Genomic DNA, 12651 nt, shown 5'->3' with positions numbered 1-12651 from the left:
CGTCTTGGGCCATTGTCCAAATCATCCACCACTCGTCGTGCGAAAACGGCAGTGCTTGCTACAGCAGCATCTTGGCGATCTCTCCAGGAGAGGAAGGAATTACTGTGCTTGCAGCATACGCTCTGCCTCGGTTTCGCTGACCCCGAGCATTAGTAAAATCTGGCGTTGTGTGGCTATCAACACCTGCTTGCGCTCCACTTCTCCCGGCAGACTTTTGGCAATGGCGACGGCCCCTACCAGGGAAGCCAATATAACCCGGGATTTATCAGCAATCGCGTTGCGGTCATTGGCAAAAGGGAGTTGTTTCAACTTGCTCAGTGCTATTAAACGGGTTTCAAGCATCTTTTTCATACTCATATAAGACGCTTCAAACAGGGTGCGGATTTCTGCTTTTTCACTGCCTATTTCGTTGAACAGTACCGCTTCAGGCCCCGGCCTATGCTTAGCCTCCAACTCTTGGAGATTGCAGTAGTTGGCGACTAATTCGGTTAAATGCTGTAACGAAAGCGGGCCTTTTACCAGTCTAGCCGCCCGGCTGTTATCAATGGTCAGGCGAACAGACTCATTGTAAAGGGCCTCTTTTGAAGCGAAATGGGCGTAAAAGGCGCCGTGGGTCATCTTCGCTAACTTCATTATCTGGCCAATCGATACCTTTTGAAACCCATTGCGGCTAAATAGCTCCGTCGCCGAAGCCAAAATGCGCTCTTTGGTTTTCGATTTATGGCTCTTGGGATAAGGCATATCTACCTCGTCAGCTAAATATTATCTTGATCATATACTGCCCATTGCTAGGGTGACCATATCAATAAATTAGGAGCCACTATGCACTCACCTATCGTGATTACCGGCATGGGTATGGTCAGCCCGCTAGGCAACAGCGTCAATAAAAGTTGGCAGCGACTGGTTGACGGCCAGTCTGGCATCAGCACCATTGACCGATTTGACACCAGCAATATCCCGATCAAAATTGCCGGGGTGGTGCCGAGCATTAACCACGACCCCACCGGCGGTATTGACCTGAATGAGATAGCCGACCCCAAAGAGCAGCGCAAAATGGATCTGTTCAGCCTTTATGCGTTAGCAGCAGCCCATGAGGCACTGTCACAGGCCAACTGGTTCCCCGTTGGGCAGGCTCAAAAACGCAGAACGGCCACCATTATTGGCTCTGGCATTGGCGGCTTCCCTACCATTACACAAGCTCAAAAAACCCTTGCTGAGCGCGGCTATCGCAAACTCTCCCCCTTTACTGTGCCCGCCTTTCTGGCCAATTTGGCGGCTGGCAATCTCTCCATTCGCTATGGCTTTCAAGGCCCTCTGGGATGCCCGGTTACAGCTTGCGCGGCAGGCCTACAGGCCATTGGTGACGGTATGCGCATCATACGCAACGGAGAAGCCGATATTGCCGTTGTAGGCGGCGCCGAGGCTTGTATTGACCCTCTTTCACTCACCAGCTTCAACGCTCTAAAGGCCGTTTCCACAGAAGCAGACAACCCTGAACGCGCGTCCAGGCCCTTTGATAAAGCCCGTAACGGTTTTGTGATGGGAGAAGGCGCTGGCGTTATGGTGATCGAAACGCTTGAGCATGCCCTCGCGCGGGGTGCAACGCCGTTAGCGGTGATCAGCGGCTACGGTACCAGCGCGGATGCCTACCACCTGACGGCAGGCCCAAAAGATGGGGCTGGCGCAGCAGCAGCTATTCAAGCAGCGCTAGGGATGGCGAACCTATCTACTGATGCTATTGACCATATCAATGCCCACGCCACCTCGACACCCGTTGGCGACCGGGCTGAAATTGCCTCCTTGCGTAACGTATTTGGTGAGCGCTTGCCCGCCATCCCTATTTCGGCAACGAAGGCCGCCACAGGTCATCTATTAGGCGCAGCGGGGGGCATTGAGAGTATTTTTTCTGTATTCGCCGCCAATACGCAGCAGCTTCCGCCCACCATCAATCTTGAGCACTGCGATGATGATATGCAGGATCTAACCTTCGTCACGGCGACTCATCATAAGCACATCACCAAGCATGTATTGTGCAACGGGTTCGGTTTTGGTGGCGTTAATGCGGCGCTTATCGTCAGCAGTATTGAACGTTAAAGAGGCAGTAGATAAACCTTTCTGCCATCAATCTACCTTACCTAGAAACGGCAGCGCTTCCTCAAGCAGTATTTCGGGGATTTCCTCGGCGATGTAGTGGCCGCAAGGCAGCGCTTTGCCTTCTACATCGGTGGCGACTTTCTGCCACTCGCTTGAAGCATCGAAGCAGGCTTCAACGGCGCCTTCCGCGCCCCACATCACTTTGATAGGGCAGGTGAGTTTTACGCCGGCGTCGATATCTGCCTGATCGTGCGCTAAATCAATCGTGGCACTGGCACGGTAATCGCCGCAAATACCGGTGGCGGTACCGGGGAGCGACAAGCAGCGCTCATATTCGGCCAGGGCTTCTGAGGAGAAAGGCGCCATACCGGCACTGCGGGCGCCCATTACGCTTTTCAGATATTGGGCGGGATCGCTCTGGATCAGCATTTCCGGCAGCGGCTGGGGACGAATCAAGAAGAACCAGTGCCAGTAACTGCGTGCAAAGGCCTCGTTGGTGCCGCGATACATCGCCAGCGTCGGGGCGATATCCAGCAACACCATGCGCTCTACTTGCGCAGCGTGGTCAACACCTAAACGGTGGGCGACCCGCGCGCCGCGATCATGGGCCAGCACTTTAAAACGCTCGAAACCCAGCGCGCTCATCAGCTCAGCCATATCCTGTGCCATAGCGCGCTTGGAGTAATTTAGATGCTCAGGATCATCGTCGGGTTTACTGCTGTCACCGTATCCGCGCAAATCCGCGGCGATAACGGTGAAGTGCTGGGCAAGCTCCTCCGCGACTTTGTGCCAAATCACGTGGGTCTGAGGGTGGCCATGAAGCAGGAGCAGTGCCGGGCCTCTGCCACCCATTCGAAAAGTGATCTCGACGCCATTAACGTGGCGTGTCTGTTTTTCAAACCCATGAAACATGGTGTTCTCCTGGTCTGCTGGCAATGTAACTAACACAACGTAATCGCGCCCCCCCTTTTATAAACGCCTATATCAGTGATTCGCAATACAAGTTGATGTTAAACCCTGACCTCAGTCGCTAGCGGCTGTAACCTTTTAACTGCTGGATAAGAAAGTCTTTTAACGCTATCACGGCAGGCGTCAATGAGAGACGATGCGGGCACACAAGGTAGAGCGGCGTTGGCTCGCTGGGAAAGTCTTCCAGCATTGTCACTAGGCGACCATTTCGAAGATCTTCTTCAACGTCTAGCCGTGACTTGTAAGCAATGCCCTCGCCAGCCAATGCCCAGCGCCGCACACACTCGGCATCGTCGCTCACCCGATTGCCTTTTACGTTGATGTTGTCACTGCCGAACTTCCACTGGTTATGGACACGCTCGCCAAGTACGAAACAGAGGCAGTTGTGCTTATGTAAATCGTCAGGGTAAGCAGGACGGCCATGACGCGTAATATAGTCTGGAGAGGCACATACCACGCGATAGTTATCGCTTTTAAGCGGCAATGCGACGAGGCTGGAGTCTTCTGGAACGCCGTATCGCAGGGCGATTTCTACGGGTTGGCGGAACAGGTCACTCACGCGGTCACTTACTCGCAGGCGTAAATGCAACTGTGGGTGCTGGGCCATAAAGGTGTCCAACCAGCCCAGCAGCACATTGCGACCCAGGTCGGAAGGCATGGCAAGACTGAGCTCTCCAGCGATCTCTTGGCGCTCGCGGTGAAGTTCTTTCTCGCCTTGGTTGAGAGCATTGAGCGCCGCTTTAGCGTGCACAAGGTAGTGCGCGCCTGCGGTGGTTAATCGCAAACTGCGGGTAGAGCGCACCAATAGCCGCGTGCCTAGCGCGTCTTCCAAACGTTTGATGGCCACACTGGCCACCGCTGGCGTAATCGCTAACTCCCGCGCAGCGGCAGAAAGGCTACCGTGCTCGGCGGCATAGGTCAGCACTTTTAAATCATCGACACGCATTAAAACCCCTGGCGCCTGCTATCTTCAAAATTTATTAGAAACTGTTAGCAAGATTACCCCTCTTTTTAGCAAAACAACATCCAGGCATGATGGCGCAACCTAAACTCACGAGACTCCCCATTATGAAAGCGATTGCCTTTACCCAAAGCCTGCCTATTGATCATCCTGATGCACTTCAAGAGATTGAGTTACCGATCCCAACACCAGAAGTTCACGATATTCGTGTTGCGGTTAGCGCCATTTCCGTAAACCCCGTTGATGCCAAAGTACGCAACAGCGCCTTGCCGGAAATCGGCGAGCCGCGAGTGCTGGGGTACGATTCTGTGGGCATTGTGGATGCCGTTGGCAGCGCCGTTACGCGTTTTCAGCCAGGTGACCGGGTGTGGTATGCGGGCAATATTGCCCGCCAGGGCTCTAACGCCGAGTATCAGTTGGTCGATGAGCGCATCGCCAGCCTAGCGCCAAAAAGCCTCTCTGACACTGAGGCCGCTGCATTGCCGCTCACCGCCATTACCGCTTGGGAACTGCTATTTGACCGGCTAGAGCTGGGCATGCGCGATACCCAAGGCAAAAGCCTGTTGGTGATTGGCGCAGCAGGGGGTGTGGGCTCAATCCTGGTACAACTTGCCAAACAGCTCACCGATATTACCGTCATTGGTACGGCGTCTCGGCCCGAAAGCCAATCCTGGGTGAAGTCGCTAGGCGCGGACGCAGTGATTGACCACCGCCAACCACTTGATCAGGCGCTTAAAGCGGCGGGCTTTGACGGGGTGGATATGGTGATCAGCCTTAACCAGAGCGATCATCACTTCGATGCTATTATTGAAGCCCTTAAGCCCCAGGGTAAACTGGCGCTAATCGATGACCCCGAGCTGATCGATGTGCGGAAGCTCAAAATGAAAAGCCTGTCACTGCATTGGGAGCTGATGTTTACCCGCCCGTTATTCACCACCGAAGATATCGCCAAACAGCATGACCTGCTTGGAGAGGTAGCGGCCATGATCGATGACGGCCGACTAAAGACCACATTAGGCGAGGTATTAGGCCCTATCAATGCCGAAAATCTAAAACGCGCTCACGCCCTTATTGAGAGCAACCGCACGATCGGCAAACTGGTCTTGGAAGGTTTTTAAACAAGGTATCGCTTGATAGACGCGACGGCCCTGGCACAGGGCCGTTGCACTCTGAGGCGTGAACCATCACATTAGGCAGCCACGACACCAAGAGAATCGAGTCACCCCATGCATGACGATTTTGTGGCCAACCTGCGCCTGCTCTGCAGCTACTACCCGTCTATTGCAGAGGTTTGTCGGCGTTTAACGATCAACCGTGCTCAGTTTAACCGCTACCTGCGTGGGCGTTACCGTCCCAGCCACGCGGCACTTCAGCGAATTTGCCACTTTTTTGGCGTCACCACTGAGGATATCGCGCTTCCTCACCACGATTTTCGTGCCCTGGTGCAAACCGGCCAACTAATATCAGAAGCAACCCCAGCAGCATTGCCTTGGCCGAACGCACTGGTTCAGCGCGGCAGCGAAGGCATGGAGCGCTATATTGGCCGTTACTTTGAGCTTTATCACTCAATGTCGCGACCGGGGCAGTTAATGCGAACTTTGGTGTGCCTGGAAGCACGGGAAGGTGGCGTGGTCTATCAGCGCACCGAGCGGATGCAAACCATGCCCGGCGTCCGCTCATGTCACAATCGCTATGTGGGCACCGCGGTTAAACTTGCAGATCGGTTGTTCTTAATGGATCACGAAACCCTTAACGGCCATGAGATCACTCAGACAATTCTGTTTCCGAGTTTTCAGAGCCAGGTGACGCGTTTAACCGGCTTAAAAATGGGCGTGGCGGATAACAGCGAGCGTATGCCCTGCTGTGTGCGGGTGGTGTATCAGCGCCTGGATGAGCAAGTCAGCCTGCGCGAAGCGCTGGCACAGTGCGGTTTAATAACACTGGACGACCCTTCACTTGATGACGCACTAATAGCTGCAACCCTAAATGATGTGGCCGCTGATGAGCATCACTTTCGAGCTCGCCACTAGGGCGCGAGTGTTCAAGCAGACGTTAAGTGGCAGGCACCAGCACCTGCTGGAACAGAATCTTTTCAAAGTGTTCCATGGGCTCGACGGATTTCAACGTCTTGGCGCGCAGAATAGCGCCTTCCCAGCCGGTAAGAATAAAGCTGGCCAGCGCTTCTGGTACCGAATGGGTGGCAATATCACCCCGCGCCTGGGCATCTTGCAGGCAACGCACAAAACGCTGCTCCCAGCGCTGAAACACCAGATTTAGCGCATCGCGGAAGGTATCGCTCTGACCCGAAAGTTCTTGGCCAAGGTTGCCGATCAAACAGCCCGTGGCGTGGTCGCACTCGTGCATATGCTCACGGCCAGCCGCGAAGTAGCGTTTTAGACGCTCAAGCGGCGGCGTGTCATTATCTTCCAGCAGCACCACCAACGTTTCATCATAGCTGGCGGCAAAGCGCTCGATCACCGCCAGCCCGAAATCTTCTTTGCTAGAAAAGTAGTGATAGAAAGAGCCTTTAGGCACACCGCAGGTTTTTAAAACAGCATTAATGCCCGTTGCGTTGTAGCCTTGCTGACTAATCAGCTGGGCGCCGCTATCGATTAATTTGTCACGCGTTGCGGTATTTTTCATATGCTTAAAGTAGACCAGTCAGTCTAGTGCTTTCAAATGAGAGAAAGCCAAGTGAATGAAAACCAATTTGTAAGAGAACCCAATTGTAAGAAAACCTAGCTGTAAGAAAGCCTAGTTAAGTAGCAGTTGCATGTTATTTGCACATTGTTTGATTAATGGCTGCTTAACAATGCGCGATGCTAGCATCATACGCTTATTTTTCTGGAATTTTCGCTCCCAATGGATGACGCGCGGTAATGACTCTTTCTCGCTATTACGCTACGAATCAACATGGCCGCATTCGTTTGGGTGCTGTGGCTGCATTATTGATTCTTATTACCACATTGGCCCTTGCTTGGTGGATCATGACTCAACCACCTCGCATAGAGCGTACCCCACCGCCGGAGTCTCTGCCTAGTGTGGTAGACGTTGTCACGGTGAATGCTAGTTCCCAGGCACCCAACCTGTACGCTTTTGGGCGCGTTGAAGCAGAGCAGGAGACGATGCTGGCCAGCCGTGTAGCGGGCCAGTTGGAGCGTTTTGCTGATAACGTTGTGCCCGGTCAGGTGGTCGAGCAGCAAGCCCCGGTGGCCTATATTGATCAAGCCGACTTGGCCCTGAGCCTTGAAGATGCTGAGGCGCAACTAGCCAATGCTCAAGCGCAACTGGCGCTAGAGCAGGCGGAGCAGCAACGCGCCCGCAGCGAGTACGAATCTTTTGGTCGTCAGCTCTCAGCAGAGCGGCGGTCTCTGGTACTACGCGAACCGCAGCTGCGCCAAGCACAGGCCCAAGTCACCCAAGCACGAGTGGCCCGCGACCAAGCGGCGCTGAATGTAGAACGCGCCACTCTCACGGCTCCCTGGCGGGCCATGGTGCAAGAGCGCCTGCTCGGCGCTGGCAGCCTGCTCAGCCAGGGTACAGAAGTAGTCCACTTGGTGGGCGTTGAGCAGTTTTGGGTGCGCGCCTCGCTTCCCGGAGAGTGGACGGAGTGGCTGGAAGCGGGTAGTAGCGTTACGTTAACCAGCCGCGGCTGGCCCGAAGGCGCCACACGCGAAGGAATCCTGGTCTCGATGCTACCCAGCCTTGAAGAGAATGGCTTGCAGGCACAGCTGTTGATTGCGGTTAACGACCCGCTCGCCCTAGAGACCGACGGCCCTGCCCTGCGTTTGGGCGATGTCCTGCGCGCCTCTTTTCAACCGGCTATTCAGGAGCAGCTTATTTCACTACCTTCAGCGGCTCTCCGCCCGGGTGACGTCGCGTGGCGGGTAGATGAAGAGAATCGTTTACGCCGGACGCCGGTTACCCTGGCTTATCGCGGGGAAGATGATGCTTTGATTCGTGACGGCTTGGAAACCGGCCAGCAGGTCGTCACCGCGGGCTTGGCCCAGCCCAGAGAAGGCCAGCTAGTGCGCATTCGTCGCCCCAATGACACCCCGGCTCAAGCAGGAGATGAACCGGGAGATGAATCATGAAGGTACCACGCGGCCCATTGGCTTGGATGGTGGATCACGGGGTTGCCCCCAACTTATTGATGGTGCTGTTTATCGTCGGCGGCCTAATGGCGTCGCTAGCGATTAAAAAGGAAGTGTTTCCTGAATTCGACATCGAAGTCGTGCAAGTCACTATCAGCTACCCTGGCGCCACGCCGGAGGATGTGGAACAGAGCCTGCTGCTACCGGTGGAAGCCGCGATTGCCGATGTAGAGGGCATCGACGAGCTGACCGCCACGGCCAGTGAAGGCAGCGCCAGCGTCAACGCAACGCTGATTGATGGTGTGGATGTGATGCGCGCCTATCAGGATATCCAGCAGGCGGTGAACGCCATCACTACCCTACCCAGCGCTGCCGATCCACCGCGCTTTACCCTCGCGGGGCGCTCCCGCAGCGTGTTGAGCCTACAGGTTTACGGCCAAGTCGGTCTGGAGGCACTGCACAACGCGGCCGAAGACGTGCGCGGTGAACTGCAAGCCACTTCCGGCATCTCCCGTGCGGAGCTATCCGGCAACCGCGAGCGAGAGATTCAAGTCCACTTGGACGAAGAGTCCATCGAGCGCTATGGCCTCGATCACCAGGAACTTGCCAGCCGCATTGCCGAAGAAGCCCTTGATCTCGCTAGTGGCCAGCTCACAACGGAAGAAGGTGAATGGCTGATTCGCTATCAGGGGCGGCGTAACAGCGCCGAGGCCTTTGCCGAGCTGCCGATTCTGACCAGCACCCAGGGGGCACCGATTACACTGGGCGAGATCGCCAGGGTCAGCGATGGCTTTGCCGAAACCGACCGAGAGGAGTTTTATAATGGCCAGCCCGGCCTCTCTGTGGATGTTTACCAGATTGGTGATCAAACCCCAACCAGTATTTCAGAAGCGGTCAACGGTGAGCTTGAGCGCCTACGCGCAGGTATGCCGGAAGGCGTTAGCCTGGATATTTCCCGCGATAGCTCAGAAGTTTACGAAGATCGACTTAGCCTGCTGTTAAAAAACGCCTGGATGGGGTTAGCGCTGGTATTAGTACTCATGGCGCTATTTTTGGAAGCGCGGTTGGCGTTCTGGGTCACCCTGGGCATCCCAACGGCGTTTCTGGGTGCCATGCTGTTTCTACCCTGGATCGGCGTCTCGCTCAACATGATGTCGATGTTCGCCTTTATTATCGCCCTGGGGATCGTGGTAGATGACGCCATTATCGTTGGCGAGAATATCTACAGCTACCGGGAGGAGGGTTACTCACTGCGCGATGCGGCGGTCAAAGGTGCCAGCGAAATTGCCACCCCGCTAACCTTCGCGATTCTGTCCAATATCGTCGCCTTCCTGCCGCTGCTATTTTTACCCGGCTTTTTGGGGTTGATTTTTGCCACCGTGCCGGTGGTAGTAGTGACGGTATTCTTGATCTCCTGGCTGGAAGCCTTGGTGATTCTGCCTGCTCACCTGGCGCATAGCCGAAAACCGCGCCAAACCCCGGTGTGGCAACGCCCACTTGAATCACTTCGTCAACGCCTCCAGGGCGGCTTGCATCACTTCACCTATCGCCAGTTTGAGCCGTTTTTGCAACGCGCCCTCAATCAGCGCCTGCTCAGTATTTCGCTGGGCATCGCGATTCTGTTGATCGCGCTCTCCTGGGCGATGAGTGGGCGTCTGGGCTTTTCCCTGATGCCACGGGTCGAATCGGATCAGGTGCAGGCCACGGTCACCCTGCCCATTGGTAGCAATATCAACGTTAGCCGCGAGCTTAGCCAGCAGTTGCTCAACGCCGCCGATGCCCTCAGCGATCGCGAAGAGACGCTAAGCTTCAGCAGCTCACGCAGCCGCTTAGATGGCGAAAGTTTGGAAGTGCGTTTGGATATTGCTAGCGAGAGCCTGGAAGCGTGGCCACCCTCGCGTATCGCCCGGGAGTGGCGTGATCTCACTGGCGATTTACTCGGCGCCCAGTCGGTTCGTTTTGAAGCCGATGTCGGCGGACCCGGTAGCGGCGCGGCCCTCAGCCTACGTCTTTCGCACCCGGATACTCAGGTGCTGGAAGCCGCCGCCGAACGCTTAGCGGAAACGTTGGGCGGCTATGGCCTCACGGATATCGACAGCGGCCTGGGAGACGGTAAACCGCAGCTGGAAATGCGCCTTTCTGCTGAGGGCCGCGCCTTGGGGCTCACGGGTAATAATCTGGCCCAAGCCCTGCGCGGGCCACTCCAGGGCGCCACTGCGCTTGAACAGTACGTGGGACGTAGCGAAATCAGCGTTGAGGTACGTTTACCCAACGACAACCGCGACAGTTTGAATGAGCTCTACCGCATGCCGGTGCGCACGCCCGATGGGTTGAGTGTACCGCTATCGCGAGTGGCCGACATTACCATCAGCCAAGCCTCTAGCAGCCTTGAACGCATTAACGGGCGGCGAATTATTACCGTCACCGCTGACTCGGAAAGCGATGTGGCCATCAATCAAGTGCTCTCCACGCTCCAGGAAGAGGCGTTTCCCAACCTCACCTCCACGTGGCCGGGGCTGGAAGTCAGCATGGGCGGGCGCCAGCAAGACACCGCCGACAACCTAGCGACCCTGAAAACCTCAATGTGGTTAATGATTGCCGCGCTTTATGCACTGCTGGCGATCCCGTTTAGAAGCTACCTGCAGCCGCTGCTGGTGCTGGCCGCGATCCCCTTTGGCATTGTTGGTGCCGTCGCTGGACATATGATCATGGGCTTCGGGCTATCCATCATTAGCCTGCTGGGTATGCTGGCTCTCTCAGGCGTGGTCATTAACGACGCCTTGGTGCTGATTGATTACGCCAACCGCAAACGCCGTGAGGGCATGGCCGCCCGGGAAGCCATTGTGGCAGCAGCCACCCGCCGCTTACGCCCGATAATGATGACCACGCTGACGACCTTTTTAGGTCTGGCACCGATGATCTTGGAAACGTCCAGACAGGCGCGCTTTATGATCCCCATGGCGATCTCGCTCGGCTTCGGTATGCTTTTCGCCACCGTGATACTGCTGATCCTGGTGCCCTGCCTCTATCTAGGCATGGAGAATGTTCGCGAGCGACTCAGCGCGCCACGCCAACCCACACTAGATAAAAAGCCTAGCCAAGAAGAAGGAGCCCACTGATGGCCTTGCTCACAGCCATACGTCAATGGCGCCCCTCTCGGCTGGGGCTAAAGCTGTTCGTCATAATTCTCAGCGTCAATGTAGCGATCTCAGCCAGTATGTTTCTTGCTGTCTCGTACAGTATTGATCGCGGCTTTCTCGACTACCTCAACCAGGCCCAAGAGCGTCGTGCCACACTGCTGGCTGACGGCCTCGTGACTCGCTGGGAAACCCAGCAGAGCTGGGGATGGCTGGAGCAGTCACCGGAACGCTGGCCATTTATTGTTCGCTTTGAACTGGGTCAGGAGCATAGTGACCGCCCCTCGCCACTCGGTGAGGCGCGGGACTTCACCCTGCGCGCGACGGATGGCCGTTTTGTGGTACCGCCCAAGAGCGGGCGCGAAGGTTCGGGCAGTTGGCATTGGCTCACCCTTCGCAGCGGCGATACCGATATCGGCTCGCTGGGTTTTCGGCCGCCGCGAGAAATGATGGAGCGTATGGAGAGCCGCTTCCTTGAGCGCCAACAGCGTAACTTGGTGCTTATCGTGATATCACTCTGCGTTGCCTCACTGCTGCTGGCAGGCGGGCTCTCCTGGTGGCTGGGGCGACGCACTCGGGCACTGGCGGGTGCCACGCTGCGGCTTACCGAGGGCGACTATCGCGCTCGACTGCCTGAGCGTGGCCGTGATGAGCTATCGCGCTTGGCACGCGACTTCAACGTATTAGCGGCAACGCTGGAAGCCAGCCGCGATGCCCGCGCTCGCTGGGTTTCTGATACCGCCCACGAGCTGCGCACGCCGCTGGCGGTGCTGCGCGGCGAGATCGAAGCCATGCAGGATGGGATTCGTCCATTGAATCAGGAGAACCTTAGCTCCCTCGCCCAGGAAGTGGGGCAGCTAGAGCGCTTAGTGGCGGATTTACGTTTGCTATCGCAAAGCGATGCTGGCGCGCTGGATATTCAGTTGGCGCCGATGGATCTTAGCGACTGCCTTGCCTGCCGTCTGACCGACGCTGACCGCTGGTTAGTCGAAAGCGGTTTAACGCTGACCGAACAGATCGAGACTGGCATTATGATTCGTGGCGATGCCCAACGCCTGCGCCAGCTGTGGAACAACCTGTTGGATAACAGCTGCGCCTACACCCAACCCCCGGGCGAGCTGCGTGTCACGCTCACCGCCCAGCAAGGGATGGCAGTGGTCACCTGGGAAGACAGCACGCCGGGCGTGCCAGAGGAAGAACTAGTACGCTTAACCGAGCGGCTCTATCGTGTGGAAGGCTCGCGCAGCCGTGCCAGCGGCGGCAGCGGCTTGGGGCTCTCCATTGCGAGCGCCCTGGTCAATGCCCATGGTGCAACGCTAACGCCCTCTATCTCAACGCTAGGGGGGCTACGTTGGACACTGCGTTTCCCTCTGTTGGCTGCTGATTAGTATTTCCG

General features: G+C 56.3%; 10 protein-coding genes. 6 read left to right on the top strand and 4 right to left on the bottom strand.

Features of this window, described 5'->3' with window-relative positions:
* Positions 1-99: 99 nt before the first annotated feature.
* Positions 100-741 (bottom strand): TetR/AcrR family transcriptional regulator, encoded by a 642-nt coding sequence (locus HZU72_RS07925; RefSeq protein ID WP_180091295.1) that lies wholly within the window; start codon positions 739-741, stop codon positions 100-102.
* An 81-nt stretch (positions 742-822) separates the two neighbouring features.
* On the opposite strand from HZU72_RS07925, the gene fabF reads away from it, so the two are divergent.
* On the top strand, positions 823-2094 hold the full coding sequence (gene fabF, locus HZU72_RS07920; RefSeq protein ID WP_180091294.1) for a beta-ketoacyl-ACP synthase II: 1272 nt from the start codon (positions 823-825) through the stop codon (positions 2092-2094).
* A gap of 27 nt (positions 2095-2121) precedes the next feature.
* Here the strand turns inward: fabF and HZU72_RS07915 are convergent, their stop codons facing one another.
* Both HZU72_RS07915 and HZU72_RS07910 read right to left on the bottom strand, forming a co-directional pair.
* Complete coding sequence (locus HZU72_RS07915) at positions 2122-3006, bottom strand: alpha/beta fold hydrolase (RefSeq protein ID WP_180091293.1); 885 nt, start codon at positions 3004-3006, stop codon at positions 2122-2124.
* 118 nt (positions 3007-3124) lie between these two features.
* Entirely contained in the window at positions 3125-4009 is an 885-nt protein-coding gene (locus tag HZU72_RS07910) for a LysR family transcriptional regulator (protein WP_180091292.1), read from the bottom strand.
* Between the two features lie 122 nt (positions 4010-4131).
* Here HZU72_RS07910 and HZU72_RS07905 point away from each other — a divergent pair, with 122 nt between their 5' ends.
* Complete coding sequence (locus HZU72_RS07905) at positions 4132-5142, top strand: zinc-binding alcohol dehydrogenase family protein (RefSeq protein ID WP_180091291.1); 1011 nt, start codon at positions 4132-4134, stop codon at positions 5140-5142.
* A gap of 108 nt (positions 5143-5250) precedes the next feature.
* Positions 5251-6054, top strand: coding sequence for a helix-turn-helix domain-containing protein (locus HZU72_RS07900; protein ID WP_180091290.1), 804 nt, complete (start codon positions 5251-5253; stop codon positions 6052-6054).
* Positions 6055-6076: 22 nt separating this feature from the next.
* Here the strand turns inward: HZU72_RS07900 and HZU72_RS07895 are convergent, their stop codons facing one another.
* Positions 6077-6667 carry a TetR/AcrR family transcriptional regulator gene (locus HZU72_RS07895; protein ID WP_180091289.1) on the bottom strand — a complete coding sequence of 197 codons (591 nt, stop codon included), beginning with the start codon at positions 6665-6667 and terminating at the stop codon, positions 6077-6079.
* A 236-nt stretch (positions 6668-6903) separates the two neighbouring features.
* On the opposite strand from HZU72_RS07895, the gene HZU72_RS07890 reads away from it, so the two are divergent.
* From HZU72_RS07890 to HZU72_RS07880, 3 genes are read left to right on the top strand one after another with little or no spacing between them, the layout of a single operon-like run.
* Complete coding sequence (locus HZU72_RS07890) at positions 6904-8118, top strand: efflux RND transporter periplasmic adaptor subunit (protein WP_180091288.1); 1215 nt, start codon at positions 6904-6906, stop codon at positions 8116-8118.
* The gene (locus HZU72_RS07885; protein ID WP_180091287.1) at positions 8115-11237 is read left to right on the top strand and encodes an efflux RND transporter permease subunit; all 3123 of its coding nucleotides are present in this window, start codon (positions 8115-8117) and stop codon (positions 11235-11237) included. The genes HZU72_RS07890 and HZU72_RS07885 overlap by 4 nt, the downstream gene beginning before the upstream one ends.
* Entirely contained in the window at positions 11237-12643 is a 1407-nt protein-coding gene (locus tag HZU72_RS07880) for an ATP-binding protein (RefSeq protein ID WP_180091286.1), read from the top strand. Before HZU72_RS07885 ends, HZU72_RS07880 begins: the two co-directional genes overlap by 1 nt.
* Positions 12644-12651 lie beyond the last annotated feature (8 nt).

Origin of the sequence: Vreelandella sedimenti (assembly GCF_013416325.1) — a bacterium.
GTDB lineage: Bacteria > Pseudomonadota > Gammaproteobacteria > Pseudomonadales > Halomonadaceae > Vreelandella > Vreelandella sedimenti.
The sequence above is the reverse complement of the archived record's forward strand: the minus strand, read 5'-3'. Positions and strand labels throughout refer to the sequence as shown.